This is a genomic window from Intrasporangium sp. (assembly GCF_036566125.1).
Classification (GTDB): domain Bacteria; phylum Actinomycetota; class Actinomycetes; order Actinomycetales; family Dermatophilaceae; genus Intrasporangium.
In genome coordinates this window covers 1-18,084 of the sequence record NZ_DATCWX010000044.1, presented here as the reverse complement: position 1 = coordinate 18,084, position 18,084 = coordinate 1, and the positions used below count along the sequence as shown (strand labels likewise).

Annotated in this window: 17 protein-coding genes; 5 read left to right on the top strand and 12 right to left on the bottom strand. The window is 70.4% G+C overall.

All coding sequences use genetic code 11. From position 1 onward, the window contains the following. The 3 genes from VIR15_RS02735 to glmS all read right to left on the bottom strand — a co-directional run. On the bottom strand, window positions 1–1,475 hold a 1,475-nt coding region (locus VIR15_RS02735; RefSeq protein ID WP_331925936.1), incomplete at its 3' end, for a bifunctional ADP-dependent NAD(P)H-hydrate dehydratase/NAD(P)H-hydrate epimerase. Then, complete coding sequence (locus VIR15_RS02730) at window positions 1,475–1,825, bottom strand: holo-ACP synthase (RefSeq protein ID WP_331925935.1); 351 nt, start codon at window positions 1,823–1,825, stop codon at window positions 1,475–1,477. The genes VIR15_RS02730 and VIR15_RS02735, both read right to left, overlap by 1 nt. An 81-nt stretch (window positions 1,826–1,906) precedes the next feature. After that, window positions 1,907–3,766: a glutamine--fructose-6-phosphate transaminase (isomerizing) gene (gene glmS / locus VIR15_RS02725; protein ID WP_331925934.1), complete on the bottom strand. Its 1,860-nt coding sequence runs from the start codon at window positions 3,764–3,766 to the stop codon at window positions 1,907–1,909. Between the two features lie 116 nt (window positions 3,767–3,882). Here glmS and coaA point away from each other — a divergent pair, with 116 nt between their 5' ends. Then, the gene (coaA, locus tag VIR15_RS02720) at window positions 3,883–4,854 is read left to right on the top strand and encodes a type I pantothenate kinase (protein ID WP_414654904.1); all 972 of its coding nucleotides are present in this window, start codon (window positions 3,883–3,885) and stop codon (window positions 4,852–4,854) included. A gap of 63 nt (window positions 4,855–4,917) precedes the next feature. Here coaA and VIR15_RS02715 read toward each other — a convergent pair whose 3' ends face one another. From VIR15_RS02715 to VIR15_RS02705, 3 genes are all read right to left on the bottom strand, one after another. Beyond that, complete coding sequence (locus tag VIR15_RS02715) at window positions 4,918–5,892, bottom strand: aggregation-promoting factor C-terminal-like domain-containing protein (protein ID WP_331925933.1); 975 nt, start codon at window positions 5,890–5,892, stop codon at window positions 4,918–4,920. Window positions 5,893–6,233: 341 nt separating this feature from the next. Then, window positions 6,234–7,469, bottom strand: a complete 1,236-nt coding sequence (gene phoH2, locus VIR15_RS02710; RefSeq protein ID WP_414654903.1) for an RNA 5'-3' helicase PhoH2 — start codon at window positions 7,467–7,469, stop codon at window positions 6,234–6,236. A 397-nt stretch (window positions 7,470–7,866) separates the two neighbouring features. Further along, on the bottom strand, window positions 7,867–8,628 hold the full coding sequence (locus VIR15_RS02705) for an isoprenyl transferase (protein ID WP_331925931.1): 762 nt from the start codon (window positions 8,626–8,628) through the stop codon (window positions 7,867–7,869). 158 nt (window positions 8,629–8,786) lie between these two features. Between VIR15_RS02705 and trhA the strand changes: the two genes are divergently transcribed. After that, entirely contained in the window at window positions 8,787–9,482 is a 696-nt protein-coding gene (gene trhA, locus VIR15_RS02700; RefSeq protein ID WP_331925930.1) for a PAQR family membrane homeostasis protein TrhA, read from the top strand. 26 nt (window positions 9,483–9,508) lie between these two features. Here the strand turns inward: trhA and VIR15_RS02695 are convergent, their stop codons facing one another. After that, window positions 9,509–9,748: a hypothetical protein gene (locus VIR15_RS02695; protein WP_331925929.1), complete on the bottom strand. Its 240-nt coding sequence runs from the start codon at window positions 9,746–9,748 to the stop codon at window positions 9,509–9,511. Continuing rightward, a complete protein-coding gene (gene mca / locus VIR15_RS02690) occupies window positions 9,748–10,779 on the bottom strand; it encodes a mycothiol conjugate amidase Mca (protein ID WP_331925928.1) in 1,032 nt (343 codons plus the stop codon). The genes VIR15_RS02695 and mca overlap by 1 nt, the downstream gene beginning before the upstream one ends. A gap of 112 nt (window positions 10,780–10,891) precedes the next feature. On the opposite strand from mca, the gene VIR15_RS02685 reads away from it, so the two are divergent. Further along, window positions 10,892–11,260 (top strand): DUF4307 domain-containing protein, encoded by a 369-nt coding sequence (locus tag VIR15_RS02685; protein WP_331925927.1) that lies wholly within the window; start codon window positions 10,892–10,894, stop codon window positions 11,258–11,260. A gap of 161 nt (window positions 11,261–11,421) precedes the next feature. Beyond that, a complete protein-coding gene (gene greA, locus VIR15_RS02680) occupies window positions 11,422–11,910 on the top strand; it encodes a transcription elongation factor GreA (protein WP_331925926.1) in 489 nt (162 codons plus the stop codon). Window positions 11,911–12,123: 213 nt separating this feature from the next. Here greA and VIR15_RS02675 read toward each other — a convergent pair whose 3' ends face one another. The 3 genes from VIR15_RS02675 to VIR15_RS02665 form a co-directional block, all read right to left on the bottom strand. Continuing rightward, window positions 12,124–13,473, bottom strand: a complete 1,350-nt coding sequence (locus VIR15_RS02675) for a glutamate mutase L (RefSeq protein WP_331925925.1) — start codon at window positions 13,471–13,473, stop codon at window positions 12,124–12,126. Window positions 13,474–13,492: 19 nt separating this feature from the next. Then, window positions 13,493–14,671 carry a cystathionine gamma-synthase gene (locus tag VIR15_RS02670; RefSeq protein ID WP_331925924.1) on the bottom strand — a complete coding sequence of 393 codons (1,179 nt, stop codon included), beginning with the start codon at window positions 14,669–14,671 and terminating at the stop codon, window positions 13,493–13,495. Window positions 14,672–14,834: 163 nt separating this feature from the next. Continuing rightward, window positions 14,835–15,845 (bottom strand): GNAT family N-acetyltransferase, encoded by a 1,011-nt coding sequence (locus tag VIR15_RS02665; protein WP_331925923.1) that lies wholly within the window; start codon window positions 15,843–15,845, stop codon window positions 14,835–14,837. 231 nt (window positions 15,846–16,076) lie between these two features. Here VIR15_RS02665 and thrS point away from each other — a divergent pair, with 231 nt between their 5' ends. Then, window positions 16,077–17,327, top strand: a complete 1,251-nt coding sequence (gene thrS / locus VIR15_RS02660) for a threonine--tRNA ligase (protein WP_331925922.1) — start codon at window positions 16,077–16,079, stop codon at window positions 17,325–17,327. A gap of 38 nt (window positions 17,328–17,365) precedes the next feature. Here the strand turns inward: thrS and VIR15_RS02655 are convergent. Then, a partial coding sequence (locus VIR15_RS02655; RefSeq protein ID WP_331925921.1) for a phosphotransferase occupies window positions 17,366–18,084 on the bottom strand: 719 nt, incomplete at its 5' end.

Below are 18,084 nucleotides of genomic sequence, written 5' to 3'. Positions count from 1 at the left end.
CCGGACGCGCGGTCGGCCGCGACGCCGTGGACGAGTGCTGCGAGCGATCCAGCGTCGAGCGGGTCCAGGCCCGCTGCGAGCAGGGTGCCGGCCACCCCGGCGAGCACGTCGCCCGCACCAGCCGTGGCCAGCCAGGCAGGGGCGTCAGCCTGGGAGCGCACCGGCCCGTCCCGCTCGGGCCCGACGACGAGTGTGGTCGAGCCCTTGAGGAGAACCGTCGCCCCGGTCAGCTCGGCCGCGAGCCGGGCGTGCCGGACCGGCTCCCGCTCCACGTCCTCCCGCCTGACGGGTCGACCAACCGGATCTCCACCGGACGTCGTGCTCGTCCCACCGTCACCCGGTTCCTGATTCCGGTTGGTTGACCCCGAAAGCCGGGTCACGAGGCGGGCGAGCTCTCCCGCGTGCGGCGTGAGCAGGGTCGGCGCCGTCCGCCTGCCGGTCACCAGGTCGAGGCCGCCGGCGTCGACGACCATCGGCAGGTCCCCAGCGAGGGCCTCCCGCGCCACCCGCAACTGGGCCTCAGCCGCCTCACCGGTCGACTCGGGGTCGAGGCCAGGGCCGACGACCCACGCCTGCACCTGACCCTCGCCAATCACGGCCTCGGGAACGCTGCCTCGCACGAGACCTGTTGGGGTTGGTGTGCCGACGTAGCGGACCATCCCGACCCCCGACTCGACGGCAGCGGTGACCGCCAGCACCGCCGCGCCGCTGAAGGACTCACCCCCGGCGACGACGCCGAGCACGCCACGGGAGTACTTGTCGTCGGCCGGTCCCGGCACGGGCCAGAGGTCGGCCACGTCGTCGTACGTCAGCCGCTCCACCGCAGCAGCGACGTCGTCGGTCGCTAGCCCGATGTCGACGACGGTGAGCCGGCCGGTCGCCGACTCGCCGGCCGGAAGGAGGGCGGCCGGCTTCGGGACACCGAAGGTCACCGTCTCGTCCGCCCACACCGCGTCGTCGTCGGCCTCCATGCCGTCGGGGTCGAGACCGCTCGCCACGTCGACGGCGATGACCCAGGCGTCGTCCGCGATCGCGTCGACGAGGGCGGCCGCAGCCGGGCGGAGCCCCGGCTTCCCGCCGATCCCGACGATGCCGTCCAGGACGAGGTCGGCCTCGGCCACGACCCGGGCCGCAAGAGCGGGATCCTCGGCAGCGACCAGCACGGTGGCCCCGGCGAGCTCGGCGGCCTGCAGTCCCAAGGCGTGGACTCCCGCCCGCCCGGACTCGGGCAACAGCACCACAGCGCAAGCAAAGCCGGTGTCAGAAAGGAGCCCAGCGGCATACAGGCTGTCTCCCCCGTTGTCACCCGCGCCGATGAGCGCGACGACGGTGCGCCCATCACGCTCCACGAGCCTGGCCGCGGCGATGTGTGCGAGCCCCTCGGCCGCGCGGCTCATCAGCTCCCCCTCGGGGAGCCCGGCCATGGCCGCCGCCTCGACGGCACGCACGTCGGCGACCGCAAGCGCCCGGATCATCAGCCCTCCGCGATGACGACAGCCGACGCGACGCCCGCGTCGTGGGACAGGGAGACGTGGAACCGGTCGACGCCGAGGTCGTTGGCCCGCGACTGGACGGAGCCGCCGATCTCGAGGTACGGCCTGCCCTCATCGTTGGTGACGACGCGGGCGTCCGTCCACTGCAACCCGGCGGGGGCGCCGAGCGACTTCGCCAGCGCCTCCTTTGCCGCGAACCGTGCGGCGAGGGAGGCGATCCCCAGCCCGCGCTCCTCCGTCGTGAAGAGCCGCTCGCGAAGGGCGGGCGTGCGTGCGAGCGTCTCCTCGAACCGTGCGATGTCGACGACGTCGATGCCCACCCCGACGATCACGTCAACCCCGTCCCGACCTGACCGCTCTCGACCCGGCCGCCACGGGCCAGCACCGCACCGCCGAGCGTCATCACCGGGCCGTCACTCGACCGTGACGGACTTGGCGAGGTTGCGCGGCTGGTCAACGTCGAGACCCTTGGCCGTCGAGAGCCAGAGGGCAAAGACCTGGAGCGGCACGACCGTGAGCAGAGGAGCGAGCAGCGAGGACGTCGCGGGCACCCGGATCACCTCGTCGGCGAACGGGACGACGGCCTCGTCGCCTTCCTCGGCGATGACGAGGGTGCGGGCACCACGGGCCCGGATCTCCTGGATGTTGGAGACGACCTTGCCGTGCAGGCCGTGCTCGCTCGTCGGCGACGGGACGATGACAAAGACCGGCTGCCCAGGCTCGACGAGCGCGATCGGCCCGTGCTTGAGCTCGCCGGCCGCGAAGCCCTCGGCGTGGATGTACGCGAGCTCCTTGAGCTTGAGCGCCCCCTCCATCGCGACGGGATAGCCGACGTGCCTCCCGAGGAAGAGGACGGCGCGGGTGTCCGCCATGAATCCGGCGATCTCCTTGACCCTTCCCATCTGGCCGAGGACCTTCTCGATCTTGCCCGGGATGTCAGCGAGCTCCTTCATGACCGCCTGTGCATCGTCGGCGTAGGCGCCGCCGCGGAGCTGGGCGAGGTAGAGCCCGAGAATGTAGGAGGCGGTGATCTGGGCGAGGAAGGCCTTCGTCGACGCCACGGCGATCTCGGGCCCGGCGTGGGTGTAGAGCACCGCATCGGACTCCCGCGGGATCGTCGAGCCGTGCGTGTTGCAGATCGAGATCGTCAGGGCACCGAGATCGCGGGCGTGCTTGACCGCCATGAGCGTGTCCATCGTCTCGCCGGACTGGCTGATCGACACGACGAGGGTGCGCTCGTCGACGATCGGGTCGCAGTACCGGAACTCATGGGCGAGCGCCACCTCGACCGGGATGCGCGTCCAGTGCTCGATGGCGTACTTCGCCGTCATGCCCGCGTAGGCGGCGGTGCCGCAGGCGACGATGGTGATTCGGTCGACGGCCTTGAGCTGCTCCTCCGAGATGCGCAGCTCGTCCAGGACCAGCCGACCGTCCGGGTCGGTCCGCCCGAGCAGGGTGTCACGCACGGCGTGGGGCTGGTCGTTGATCTCCTTCTCCATGAAGGTCGCGTAACCGCCCTTCTCGGCGGCGGCGGCATCCCACGTCACCTCGTAGGCCTTGCCCTCGGCGGTCGAGCCGTCGAAGCCGATCACCGTCGCCCCGTCGGGCGTGATCGTGACGATCTGGTCCTGGGCGAGCTCGAGGGCGTGGCGGGTGTGGCCGATGAAGGCCGCGACGTCCGAGCCGAGGTAGTTGCCCTCCTCCCCGAGGCCCACGACGAGGGGGCTGTTGCGCCGGGCCCCGACGACCACGCCGGGCTGGTCGGCATGGATGGCGAGCAGGGTGAAGGCTCCCTCGAGGTCCGCCACGACCGTCCGCATCGCCTCGGTGAGGTCGCCCTTGTCCTCATAGGCACGGGCAAGCAGGTGGGCGACGACCTCGGTGTCGGTCTCGCTGGAGAAGGTGACACCATCCGCGATCAGCCCGCTCTTCAGGGCGTGGAAGTTCTCGATGATCCCGTTGTGGATGAGGGCCAGCTTGCCGTCCGCCCCGCCGCGGTGTGGGTGGGCGTTGTCGTCCGTCGGGCCGCCGTGGGTGGCCCAGCGGGTGTGGCCGATGCCGGTCGTCGACAGCGGCAGCGGGTCCGCCTCGATCTCGTTCCGAAGGTTGGCGAGCTTGCCCGACTTCTTGCGGGTCTCCACGTGGTCGCCATCGATGAGGGCCACCCCGGCGGAGTCGTAGCCCCGGTACTCGAGTCGAGCCAGTCCCTCCATGACGACGTCGAGCGCCGTGCCGTCTTGCGTTCTGCCGACATAGCCAACGATTCCACACATGCGGAACAGCCTAAGGGACCACCAGACGGCCCAAGTCCACGCTGGCGGCCGACGTCGGCAAGAATGGCAGGGTGTCGCAGCCATCCCGTCGAGACGACCTGACGGAAGCGGTCGTCATCGAGGACGACGGCCCGAACGGGCAGGTCCCGACGACCCTGCCCTCGCCCTACGTCGAGCTCGACCGTGCGGCGTGGTCCCGCCTCCGCAAGAACTACCCCCTCGTCCTCGACGAGAACGACCTGGCCCGCCTGCGGGGCCTCGGCGATCGCGTCGACCTCAACGAGGTGGAGGAGGTCTACCTCCCGCTCTCGCGGCTGCTCAACTTCTACGTCGGCGCGACGCGAGAGCTGCACGACGTGACGACCACGTTCCTCGGCGAGCGCCCCGCCAAGACCCCGTTCGTCATCGGGGTCGCCGGCTCGGTCGCGGTCGGCAAGTCGACCACCGCCCGCATCCTGCGTGAGATGCTCGCCCGCTGGCCGGACACGCCGCGCGTCGAGCTCGTCACGACCGACGGTTTCCTCTTCCCCAACGCCGAGCTGGAGGCGCGTGGCCTGCTCCAGCGCAAGGGCTTCCCGGAGTCCTACGACCGCCGGGCACTGCTGCGCTTCGTCGCCGAGGTCAAGTCCGGCAAGGCCGAGGTCACCGCGCCCGTCTACTCGCACCTGACCTACGACATCGTCCCCGGCGAGCAGATCGTGGTGCGCCAGCCCGACGTGCTCATCGTCGAGGGACTCAACGTGTTGCAGGCTCCCGAGGTGCACCCGGTCCGCGGTACCGGACTGGCGGTGAGTGACTTCTTCGACTTCTCCGTCTACGTCGACGGGTGGGTCGACGACATCCGCAAGTGGTACGTCCAGCGGTTCCTTCGCCTGCGCCAGACGGCCTTCTCCGACCCGAACTCGTACTTCCACCGTTACGCGGCGCTCTCCGACGCCGAGGCCGTCGCCACGGCGAACGGGATCTGGCGCGAGATCAACGGGCCCAACCTCGTGCAGAACATCCTGCCCACCCGTTCACGGGCAACGCTGGTGCTCTCCAAGGGCGAGAACCACGAGGTCAGGCGCGTCCGCCTGAGGAAAATCTGACCGTATGCCGCTGAGCTCGCTCGGGCGCCCGGCGTTCCCCGAGTGCCCCTGGCGTCACCTACCTCAGTACCAGTGCGGAGAGCGAGCGAGCCAGGTCGAGTAGGCGTTGCACGGCGACCCGTAGGCCTGCTCGATGTACCAGAGCCCCCACTTGATCTGGGTGATCGGGTTGGAGCGGTAGTCGGAGCCGAAGGTCGCCATCTTGCTCGCCGGCAGGGACTGCGGGATGCCGTAGGCGCCGGAGCTCGGGTTCTCCGCCCACCACCGCCAGCCGCTCTCGCCGTTCCAGAGGTTGACGAGGCAGTTGAACTGGGCGTCGCTGGTCCAGCCACGGTCGGCCATGAGGATGCGGGCGGCGGCCTGCGGGTTCTGCTTCGCGTTGGCGATGACCTGCTCCCGCATCCGCTCCCGCTCCGCCTTCTCCTCGGCGAGGCGCTTGGCCTCGGCCCGCTTGGCGGCCTCTTCCTTCTGCTTCTTCTCGAGCGCGGCGGCGGAGCGCAGCCCAGTGGCGACGATGGCCGTGCGCCGCTCGTTCCGGGAGACCGACGCGGCCGCCCGGTACGTCATGTCAACGGTCGTGGTCCGGGACAGCTCGGCGGTCTGCGCCACGACGCTGTCGCCGACGACGAAGGCGGCCTCGGCCTTCCCCAGGTCAGCCGTGGCGAACCCGACGGCCGTGGCGCCGAGGCTGATCGCCAAGGTGCCGACGAGGACGGGACGACCGGCTCGCCGCGGCGGGTTGGACCGTTCCTTCAGGGCGCGGCGGGTGAGGACGGGCCTCCCGGGGTCTGCGGCGAGGCGCGGGCGCTCGACACCGCGAGCGCGCAGGGACACCTGGTCATAGAGCGCGTCCGCCGTGGGTGGTGGCGCCAGGTGGCGACCGGAGTCACGGGCCTCGTGACGACCGAACTCGAGGACCTCGTGACGACCGAACTCGGGGGCCTCGTGGCGACCGATCTCAGAGGTTGCGTGCCGACCCCGAGGAGCGGCATGCCGATCTCCGCGCGCGGCTGTGCGCCTCGTCGGCGCCGCGTCCATCCGGTCAACAGCAGCCTCGTGACGTGGTGGCGGACGGTGGGACGGTGGGCGAGCAGGCGAGGGCGCCGGGGGGACGGATGGGGCCGATGTCGATGGCTGGGCGCGATGGCGACCTACGTACCGGGCCATGGGGAGAGGCTCGACCTTCCTGATCGACGTGTCGGTGCGGTCAGGTCTCCGTGGGACCCGCAAGCGGATCTCCCCCAAATGCACGGAGCCGGACCTGGTGGAGGGGCTGAGCCGAAGGTTACCGCTTTGAGACCAAACGTCCAGCATCGAGGGTGCGGGCACCTGTGATCCGCCATGTGAGGCAGATCACAATGCAGCCGCCAAGCCCTCCGTCACGCGTCCGGGCCCTCCAGGAGATCGGTGACGAGGGCAGCGATCGGGCTGCGCTCGCTCCGGGTCAGGGTGACGTGGGCGAAGAGCGGATGGCCCTTGAGCTTCTCGATCACCGCGGCGACGCCGTCATGCCGACCCACGCGCAGGTTGTCGCGCTGGGCCACGTCGTGCGTGAGCACCACCTTGGAGTTCTGGCCGATCCGCGAGAGGACGGTGAGCAGGACGTTGCGCTCGAGGGACTGCGCCTCGTCGACGATGACGAAGGCGTCGTGCAGGCTGCGACCACGAATGTGAGTCAGCGGCAGCACCTCGAGCAGCCCACGGTCCAACACCTCGTCGACAACCTCCGGCGACACCAGGGCGCTCAGCGTGTCGAAGACCGCCTGACCCCACGGATTCATCTTCTCCTGCTCGGTGCCGGGCAGGTAGCCGAGCTCCTGGCCACCGACGGCAAAGAGCGGCCGGAACACGAGGACCCTGCGCTGGACGCGACGCTCCATGACGGACTCGAGCCCCGCACACAGGGCGAGCGCCGACTTGCCCGTCCCGGCGCGACCGCCGAGCGAGATGATCCCCACGTCGGGGTCGAGCAGCAGGTCGAGCGCGATCCGCTGCTCGGCGCTCCGACCGTGCAGCCCGAAGGCGTCCCTGTCCCCCCGCACGAGCCGGATCTGCTTGTCCGCTCCCACGCGCCCCAGCCCGCTCCCACGCGACGAGAGGAGGACGAGCCCCGTGTGGCAGGGCAGGTCGGCGGCGCCTGCGTGCTCGATGCGGCCGCGGTCGTAGAGCTGGTCCAGCTCCTCGGCTGTGATCTCGAGCTCGTCCATGCCGGTCCACCCGGAGTCGACGCCCTGCTCGTGCCGGTACTCCTCGGCGTCGAGCCCGCAGGCCGAGGCCTTGACCCGCATCGGCAGGTCCTTGCTGACCACCGTCACGTCGCAGCCGTCGTTGGCCAGGTTCTTGGCCACCGCGAGAATTCGCGTGTCGTTGTCGGCGAGCCGGAAGCCGGCCGGCAGCGCCATGGGGTCGGTGTGGTTGAGCTCGACCCGGAGGGAGCCCCCGTCATCGCCGACCGGGACCGGCTTGTCGAGGCGTCCCTCGCTGATCCGCAGGTCGTCGAGCAGCCGCAGCGCCTGCCGAGCGAAGAAGCCGAGCTCCGGGTGGTGACGCTTCCCCTCCAGCTCGGTGACGACGACGACCGGCAGCACCACCTCGTGCTCGGCGAAGCGGAGCATGGCCCGGGGGTCTGACAGCAGCACGGAGGTGTCGAGGACGTAGGTCTTGCGATCCGGTGTGCGCTTGCGGGTGGAGCGTTGGCGGCTCGGCACTGCGTCGGACGAGGTGGTGGTGTCGTTGGAGACCTGGTGTTCCGCCTGGGTCTTCGAGGCCATGCCCGCTCCTTGCCGGCGCGCTCGTGGCGCCTACTCGCTCGCGAGGTTCCGGGTGGCCCTGCACCGACGGGGCCGCACCCGGCCCTCCGTCCGAAGCGTCTGCCTCATGCGCGGGCCTCCTGGTGGCGGGGACGGGTGTCTCCGCTGCCTTGACGGTACGTCGCGGGGGCGGGGTTCGCACGACATCTTGGCGTCGTGTCGCGCAGAGTTCACCGACCCAGTTCGCGCCGCCCCCAACTCGTCAGGCGCCGTGCCTCCGGTGCCGGCCGGCGTACGCGCGCAGGGCCCGGAGGAAATCGACGTGGCGGAAGTCGGGCCAGTAGGCCTCACAGAAGTAGAACTCCGAGGTCGCGCTCTGCCAGAGGAGGAAGCCGCCCAGCCGCTGCTCACCGGACGTGCGGATGACGAGGTCGGGATCGGGCTGCCCCTTGGTGTAGAGGTGAGCGGCGATATCGGCAGCCGAGAGGGCGGCTGCGATCTCTTCGATGGTCTCGCCCTTGGCGGCGTGCTCGAGCAGCAGGTCCCGCACGGCGTCAGCGATCTCGCGCCGGCCCCCATAGGCCACGGCGATGTTGACCGTCATCCCTGATACGCCCTCGGTCAGGGCCGCAGAGCGCTGCAGGCTCTCCGCGGTCTCCGTGGGAAGCAGGTCCGCGGCGCCGGCCAGACGAAGCCGCCAGCGACCGGTTGCGGCGAGGTCCGCCACGGCGTTCTCGATGATCTTGAGCAGCGGCCCGAGCTCCGCCTCCTCGCGTTGCAGGTTGTCCGTCGAGAGCAGCCACAGGGTGACGTACTCGACTCCCACCTCCTCGCACCACTCGAGCAGGTCCTCGATCTTGTCCGCCCCGGCCTGGTGGCCGTGCGCGGTGCCGGCGCCGCGCGCCTTGGCCCACCGCCGGTTGCCGTCGAGCATGACGGCGACGTGTCGCGGCAGGGCCTCACGGGGCAGGTCCTTGAGCACGCGGCGCTCGTACGCGCCGTAGACCAGATCCCGCCAACCCACTGGGTCTCCCCTCGCCTCCGTCGTCGCGATCGAGCCCCGAGCGCGGGCCGATTCCAACGTTACTCCGCTCCCACGGCGGCACTGCTGGGGTGTGCCTTTGGGGCTCGACAGCGTGTTACGGGCGCGTAACCTACGGTTGCGTAGGTACACTGCATGTCATGGACGAGACCCCGAACCGATCTGCAGGAGCCGTGTCCGACCTCGTCGCCGCCGTCAAGCCGCGGCTGCGTGGCTGGCTGCACCTGGGCATGTTCCCCGTGGCTCTGATCGGCGGGATCGTCCTCGTCCTCATCTCGGATCCCGGCGCAGTCCGGACGGCCGCCGCCGTGTTCACCGTGTGCGCCACGCTCCTCTTCGGGGTGTCGGCCGTATACCACCGGGGGACCTGGGGGCCGCGGATGGCGGCTCTGCTCAAGCGGTTCGACCACTCCAACATCTACCTCATCATCGCCGGCACGTACACGCCGTTCGCGGTGACGCTCCTGCCGGACGACGAGGCCCGGTTGCTGCTGACCATCATCTGGGGTGCGGCGATCGCCGGGGTTGCCTTCCGGATCGTGTGGACGGGCGCGCCGCGCTGGCTCTATACCGCCCTCTACATCGCCCTGGGGTGGGCGGCGGTGTTCTACGTGGTGCCGTTCTGGAGGTCCGGCGGTCCGCTCGTCGGGTCGCTCATCGCGATGGGCGGGCTGCTCTACACGGCTGGCGGCATCGTCTACGGCGCCAAGCGTCCCAACCCGTCACCGCGCTGGTTCGGCTTCCACGAGGTGTTCCACGCGTTCACGCTCGGCGGTTTCATGGCCCATTTCGCCGCGGTGACCCTGGCCATCGTCGCCGCCCCCTCGATGGCCTGACCCCTCCTCAACCGGCAATACGCCGATCAGCCCTTTTCGGTGGACTCGGGTCCCTCGTCGGTCTCGTCGGTGGAGTCGAGGCCCTGCTTCGTCTTTGCATCGTCGGCCGCGCGCTCGGCCTCGACGCGCTCATGCTCGCGGTAGGCCATCCTGCGCAGGCGGGAGTTCATGTTGCGCACCAGGAGCCACAGCGCGATGGCGAGCACGAACAGGGCCAGGAAACCCCACACGCCCGGCCCGATCGGCAGGTTGCCGCTTCCACCCATCAGCCCTCGTCTCCTTCCGCCGGCTCGTTGGGATGCTCGATCCGCTCAGCCGGGTCGAACCGCTCCTCGTCGTCCGGGGTGAGCCGCCCGTCGTAGGCGAGCTCCAGCTGCCCGCCCTTGGCCAGTGCGTCGGCCTCGGCAGCCGAGCCGAGGCCGTCGAAGAGCTCCTCCTCCGGCAGCTCGACCGGGACGTAGGAGATGGCGAGCTCGAACTCCTCCACGGGCCACACGCGCTGCTGGAGCTCGCGCGGCACCTGGAACCAGAAGCCGTCCGGGTCCACCTGCGTGGCGTGGGCGAGCAGCGCGCGGTCGCGGGTCTCGAAGAACTCGCCGCACTGGATCTGCGTCATGACCCCGCTCGCGCGCCGGGGCTGCCAGTTTGCCAGCCACTCGGCGTAGGGGCTCTCAAAGCCCTCGGCCAACAGCGCCTCGTGGATCGTGGTGAGGCGCTCCTTCGTCCACCCGCCGTTGTAGTAGATCTTGAGTGGCTGCCACGGCTCGCCGGCGTGCGGGTATCGGGCCGGGTCGCCGGCCGCCTCGAAGGCGGACATGGCCACGGTGTGGTTCATGATGTGGTCGGGATGCGGGTAGCCGCCCTTCTCGTCGTACGTCGTCATCACGTGCGGTCGCCACTCGCGGATCACGCGCACCAGGGCCTCAGTCGTCACGTCGAGGTCCTCGAGCGCGAAGCAGCCGTCGGGCAGCGGCGGGAGGGGGTCACCCTCGGGCAGTCCGGAGTCGACGAACCCGAGCCACGTGTGCTCGCAGCCGAGCACCTCCTGCGCCGCCTTCATCTCGTCCCGGCGGACCTGAGCGATGTCACGCAGGATCTGCGGGTCGTTCTTCAGCTTCTCGTTGAGGATGTCGCCGCGCTCACCTCCGGTGCACGACACGACCATCACCGAGGCACCAGCGGCGACGTACTTCGCCGTCGTCGCGGCGCCCTTGCTCGACTCGTCATCCGGGTGCGCGTGCACCGCCATCAGCCGCAGGCCCTCGAACACCGTGTTCCCTGGCTCCCTGTTCGTCATTCATCTGGCTCGTCGTATCGTTCTCACCGTCTCGTGGACGGTTTCCCGGCCCACCCGTCGACCGACGGGCCCGGTGTCACCGCGCCATCCTCTCATCAGGCCAGGACCACACATGCCGCTCCCCCGCACCGCCCCCGGAACCCTCAAGTGGTGGGTCATCGGCAGCATCGGGATCGCCATCGGCGTCGCGCTGGCCATCTGGTTCGGGCTGTCTGCCACGGTGGGGCTGCCCACCTGGCAGGTGACGGGCTACAAGGTTGTCGACGATGACAGCGTGCGGGTCGACTTCGAGGTGCACAGCCCTGGCGGCGAGGACCTCACCTGCACGGTCCAGGCCCTGGCCGGGGACTTCGCGGTCGTGGGGTCGACCGATGTCCCGGTCGAGCTGGCCGGAGCGGACTCGACCCGGACGTCGGTGGCGTTGCGGACGACGAGCCGAGCGGTCACGGGAGACGTCAAGACCTGCGTCGTGGCGCCGTGACTGCGCGGGCGACGCGGATTTTGCTATCCTAGGTCTTTCACCACGGGTCGCGACCACTCACCTTTCATGCTGGTGCAGATCGGTCCGGCCCCCTTTATTGGTGAGTCGAACGAACAGGCGCCCACGCGAGCACCGCGTGGGCGCTGGTACATCGAGGAGTTATGACCGTGACCGAGACTGCCGCTGGCTTCCTCACGAAGGAGGCCTATGACCGCCTCAAGGCTGAGTTGGACCAGCTGACGGGGGAAGGTCGCCTGAACATCGCCCGCAAGATCGAGGAGGCCCGCGAGGAGGGCGACCTCAAGGAGAACGGCGGCTACCACGCCGCCCGCGAGGAACAGGGCAAGATGGAGGCCCGTATCCGCCAGCTCCAGGAGCTGTTGCACAGCGCGGTGGTGGGCGAGACCCCGCCCGACGACGGTGTCGTCGAGCCGGGCATGATCGTGACGGTCGAGATCTTCGGCGACAAGGAGACCTTCGTCCTCGGCAACCGCGAGATCGCCGACGGCGACCTCCAGGTCTTCTCCGAGAAGTCCCCGATGGGCGCCGCGGTCAACGGCAAGGCCGTCGGCGACATGACGAGCTACGAAGCGCCGACCGGCAAGACCATCGAGGTCAAGATCCTCGAGGCCAAGCCCTACACCAGCTGAGTCGCCAGCGAAAGTGCAGTTCCCGCGGGGCGGGGACTGCACTTTTGTGTATGCCGCTGTGCTCGCTCCCGAGGCCGCTGCACTCCCAGCCCTCCCGCCCCTTCGTCGAGGGGGCAGTCCGCGCCGCCACGTCAACTCCGCCAGGGCGAACCTGTGTCGGCGAAACCTCCCTTCGACCCAGTACAACTTCGCCCCGGCGAACGTCTGGCGTCCTCAGGCGAGCTGGGCGGCGACCGCTCGGGCCAGGGCCGGGTCGTGTGCGTCCAGCAGGCCGATGGCATAGAGCAGGTACGCCTCGTCGACCGTGGCCGACGCCGAGCGCGGCACCTTCCAGCCACCGGCATGGTCGGCCAGCACGGCGCCGAGCACGTCCGCCCGACCGGCGTCGTCGGTGTGCCGCAGCACGCCACCGGATCCGACAAGCGTGGTCACGTTCGCGAGTGGACGGGGGGACTCCGTCGGCTGACCTGGTCTGGCATGCCGCCGCACGGCAACCAGGGCCGCCAGCCGCGCCAGCTCGAGGTCGAGGCGGCGCTCGCCGTCGTCGGCTGGGAGTGAGCGCGGGCGCTCGTGGATGTGGGCGGCATACGACCGCAGTGCCTCGGGATCACCCACGGACCCGAGCAGGCCCTCGGACTCGGCCGCCTCGACGACGTGCTCGGCGTTCCACCGCATCCCGAGGTCGCCCTCCACCGTGCGCGCATGCCAGAGCGGCGCCACCACGTCCTTGCGCAGGCTCGCGTCCTCGCCCTCGGGAGTGATGACCGAGTAGACGTCGGTCGTCGCACCACCGATGTCGACGACCATGACGTCGCCGTCGCCGCGCACGTCCGCGACGACCTCGACGCCCCGGAGCACGGCGTCGGGCGTCGGGCCCTCGACCATCTGCCCGAACGCTGCCTCCCGCGACAGGCCCTTCCCACCGATGACGTGCCGGAGGAACGCCTCGCGGATCGCCGCCCGTGCGGAGTCTGGCGCGATGAGGCCGATCTGCGGCAGCACGTTGTCGGCGTGGATCACCGGCCGCCCCGCTGCCTCGAGGAGCGCGGTCGCCTCGGACCGGGCGTCGATGTTGCCGGCCAGGACGATCGGCACGGCGTGACGGCCGTGTCCGCCGATCGCGCCCTTGGCCAGACGGTCAGCATTGTGCAGCAGGACATCCGCGTTGCCGCCGTCCGTGCCGCCGACGAGCAGGATGATGTCGGGACGAGCATGTCGTATGCCGCTCACCGCCTTCGTCGTCAACGCCCCGTCGGCGACGTGGACCACTTTGGCTCCCGCGGACAGGCCGACGCGGCGGCCTGCCTCGGCGGTGACGGTGCGCTCATAGCCGACGACGGCGAGGCGCAGGCCGCCGCCGGCGCTGGAGCAGGCGTGGACGTGCGCGCCGTGAGGCACCCCGAGGCGGTCGTGCAGCACGCGGTATCCGTCGAGGATGTCTTCACTCCCCCGCCCCTGCGTGCCCGTCGTCGGCGTCGAGGCGGTGCCGAGGACCGTGCCGTCGTCGGCGATGAGCGCGGCCTTCGTGAAGGTCGAGCCGAAGTCGACCGTGAAGATCGTCATGGGAGCTGGCGTCGCGGGATCAGCCGTGGATGTCGAGGGCCTCTTGCAGGTCGGCGATGAGGTCGTCGACGTCCTCGATGCCGACGGACAGGCGGATGAGGTCGCCCGGAACCTCGAGCTCCGTGCCCGCGACCGAGGCGTGGGTCATCCGGGCCGGATGCTCGATGAGCGACTCGACTCCGCCGAGCGACTCGCCCAGGGTCCACAGCTGGACGGCCGCGCACGCCTTGACCGCGGCGTCCTCGCCCTTGCGCATCCGGAACGAGACCATCCCGCCGAAGCGCTTCATCTGCCGGGCCGCCACGTCGTGGTTGTGGTGCGACTCGAGGCCCGGGTAGAAGACCTGGGACACGCCGTCGTGGCCGGTGAGGAAGTCGACGACCTTCTCCGCGTTGTCGCAGTGCCGCTCCATGCGGACCGCCAAGGTCTTGAGGCCGCGCAGTGTCAACCAGGAGTCGAATGGGCCTGCAACACCGCCGATCGAGTTCTGGTGGAAGGCGATTCGCTCCTCGGCGTCCTCCATGCCCGCGACGGAGATCTCGGGAGCGGTGACGACCGCGCCGCCGACGACGTCGCTGTGGCCGCCGGAGTACTTCGTCGTCGAGTGGGTGACGATGTCGGCGCCCAGCGCGATGGGGTTCTGCAGATAGGCGGTGGCGAACGTGTTGTCGACGACGAGGACGGCCCCGGCCGCATGGGCCACCTCGGCGATGGCCTCGATGTCGGCCACACCGAGCAGAGGGTTGGTCGGGGTCTCGACCCAGACCATCTTCGTGTGGCCGGGCTGGATGGCGGCGCGCACCGCGTCGACGTCGCTGATCCGCGCAATCGAGTGCTCGATGCCACCCGGGCGCGCGACCCTGTTGATGTAGCGGTAGGTGCCGCCGTAGGCGTCACTCGGCACGACGACGTGGTCCCCGGGCACGAGCAGGGAGCGGACGACACAGTCCTGGCCGGCGAGGCCGGACGCGAAGGCGAAGCCGCGGCTGCCGCCCTCGAGCGCCGCGATGCACTCCTCGAGCGCCGTCCGGGTCGGATTGGCCGATCGGCTGTACTCATAGCCGCCCCGGAAGCCGCCGATGCCGTCCTGCTTGAACGTCGAGACCTGGTAGATCGGTGGGACGACCGCGCCCGTTGAGGCGTCGGCCTCCTGGCCGGCGTGGATGGCGCGCGTTGAGAAGCCGTGCTCGTCAGACATGCCCCCGAGCCTATGCCGTGGGCAGATGCCCCTATGCCGCTGGGCTCGCTCCTCGTCGAGCGTGCACTCCGCGTCCCTGCCCCTCCGTCCAGGGTGCAGTAAACGCCGGAGCCAACCCGGGCGGGTACTGCACGCTCGACTGCTGGAAGTCCGACGGCGGCTGCTAGACCTGCTTCTGCCACTCGCGGCTGTAGCCGTCGACCGCGTAGCCCAGCGCGCGGTTTACCGCGAGCATGTGCCTGTTTGAGTCGGCATTCCACGTCCGGATCGCACGCACCGTCGGCAGGGCCTCCATGAGCAGCAGCGCGTTGGCCGCTTTGAGGCGCGCGCCGAGCCCGTGCCCACGATGCTCGCGCAGCACGAGCGTGTCCTGCTGGTAGGCCCGGTCCGGGCTCTCCGGCGACACCTCGACCCGGGTGAAGCCGACGAGTCGCCCGGTCGGGAGGTCGCGGGCCACGGACTCGATGATCCGACGACCGGCCGAGCGCATTTCCTGATGGCCCGCGCGAACCCGCTCGGCATCCCACACCTCCTCCTTCCAGTCGACGTCGTCGGTTGGTGCGTCGGTGCTCATCCGCTGGGCGAGGACCGCCCGGTCCTCCAGCCATTGCTCGGGGAGGTCGTCGACGACGGACTCGATGGCGTAGTCCTCGGCCCCCGCCGAGTCCAGGATCGCGCGGAGGCCGGATACGTCGGCCGGGAGCGCCATCTCGCTGCGCAGCATCGTCTGGGCCACGACGTAGCCGCGACGGGTCGCGAAGCCCTCCGCGAGGTCGGTGCCGTCGCCGGCCCACTCCGACTCGACGAGGAAGACCGACCGGCCATGCTCGGTCGCCACACGCTCGGCGGTTCCCAGGAGCGCGGATCCGATCCCCCTTCCCCGCGCGGCTGGAACCACCGCGGGCCAGAAGACGGCGAGGTGGAGGTTGTCCCGCAGGGGAAGCATGACGTGAAGTGCACCGACAACCTGCCCATCGGACCACGCCGCGAAGCACGCCCGTTTGGTGTCGGGCTTGCGCTGGAGGGCTCGTAGCTCCGCCAGGCTCCACTCACTGCCCTGGTCGCCGAAGAGCTCCTGCTGGACCGCGTCGAAGACCGAATTCCAACGCACGGCGGCGTCGGTCTGGGCCACATCGAGCAGGTCGACAGGTCGGATCTCGAACGCGTCACTCACTCCTCGAGTCTGACGACCGGACACCGCGCGGAGCGAGCCATTTGTCAGAAAGGAGGTGAGCGGCATACGGCCAGGTCGGTATCCTGACACGCATGGAACGCCACGTGCAGACGACGACGCCGGATCCCTCCGGCGCGCCCATGCTGCACTGAACACCCCAGCACCCACGCCCCGGAGTCGACTCCGGGGCGTTGTCGTCTCCGCGGTCGACTCACGACCCGAAGGAACGACATGAACGCCACCATCGACCACCGAGACCTGGGCCGCGACCTCGGGATCTTCGCCACCGACCCACTAGCCGGCTCCGGCCTGCCGCTGTGGCTGCCTGACGGGGCTGTCATCCGCGCCGAGCTGCAGCGCCTCGCCAAGGACCTCGCCCACCGTGACGGGTGCCTCGACGTCTACTCCCCCGTGCTCGGCAAGCGCGCGCTCTTCGAGCGGTCCGGGCACCTGGCCAAGTTCAGCGACGACATGTTCCCGGCGATGCGGCTCGGCGAACAGGACGCCGACGACGAACTCGTGCTCCGGCCGGCGAACTGCCCGCACCACGCCCTCATCTACGCGGCCGCGAGCCGCTCCTATCGCGAGCTGCCCCTTCGCTTCAACGAGCTGGCAGCGATGTTCCGCGCCGAGCGGTCTGGTGTCGTCTCGGGACTGAGCCGCGTGCGTCAGATCCACCTCGATGACACCCACGTCTTCTGCCGGCCCGACCAGGCGGGTGAGGAGGCGGCCCGCGGGCTCCGCGCCGCCATCGAGGCGCAGCGGATCCTCGGGCTGCCCGTCGACTACGTGCGCCTGTCGATGCGCGACGACTCCGACGCATGGCTCGGAAGTCCGGAGCAGTGGCGCGGCGCCGAGGCCGCGCTGCGGGAGGCTGGTCGGGCGGTCCTCGAAGACGCTGGGCTACAGCTCATCGAGGCACCCGGCGAGGCCGCGTTCTACGGGCCGAAGTTCGACCTGCAGGTCCGTGACGGCCGCGGCCACGAGGAGTCCATCGCGACCGTGCAGCTCGACTTCAACCTGCCTGAGCGGTTCGACCTGACCTACCACGGTGCGGACGGGGAACGGCATCGCCCCGTCATGATCCACCGCGGGACCGTCGGTTCCATGGAGCGCGTCGTCGCAGCGTTGCTCGAGCGATATCAGGGCCGGCTGCCGCTCTGGCTCGCGCCGGTCCAAGTCGCCGTGCTGCCGGTGTCGGAGGCCCAGGACCCCGCGGCGCGATCGTTGGTTGACTCCTTGCGCAGCAACGCGATCCGCGCCGAGCTGCGACCCGACGACTCGCTGGGGGCGCGAGTGGCAGAGGCACGCCGCCGACGCGATCACCTCATCGCCGTGATCGGGGAGCGCGAGGCCGCGGCCGATGCGGTCCAGGTGACCGACGTGGCAGCAGGCCATCGGGAGACCGTCCCCGTCAAGATGCTCGTCGACAAGGCTGTCGAGGCCCGTGACGGCCGGCTGCACCTCGTCCGCTGGCCCTGACGTCCGAGCTGCCCGCCGCCCTCCAGCCCCCGACCACCTCATGCCTCTCCTCCGCGGCCCGCCCGGCCCACCCAGTGCTCCACCACGTCGAGCCGACGACGGGTCGAGTCCTGCCAGTCGCGCTCCTGCACCCGATGAGGTCCGGTCGCGAGCGAGAGCACGACGCCAGCGACCCTGGCTGCGAAGTCGGCAGGGTCAACGGCCTGCGCGCCCTGCCTCCCGAGGTACCCGTGGGACGCGGCGGACCTCCGGCCGCCGCGGAACGCGAGCTCGTCGAACCACGACGCCGCCAGGGCGGTCAGCCGCTCTCGGTGCTCCGGGCGCATCGTGCCGAGGACGGCGACGTGACCGACGACGCAGGCGAGGTCATCGGCCCGGCGCCCCGGCCCGGCGGTGTCGACGTCGAGCAACCCGGTGATCTGGCCGTCCCTGACCAGCAGCTGCGCCTCGTAGAAGTCGCCGTGCACCGGCTCGTCCGGGGCCCCCATGGCGGTTAGCCGGGAGACCTCGCCAGCGAGCCCAGCCACCCGATCCGCCTCCTCCGGGAGGGCCGCACCGAGGAGCGCTCCGTAGTGCGCGGCGCCCTCCGTCCAGCTCGTGCGTCGGGGCAGCTCGAGGATGGCCTCGGGCAACCGATCGAGGACCTCCACCAGCCGTCCGGGCGTCGGCAGGGCCGCGCCGGGGTCCCACAGCGCTTTGCGCAGCGACGTCCCGTAGAGAGGCCGGAGCAGCAGCAGCCCCTCGTCGGTCCAGCCGA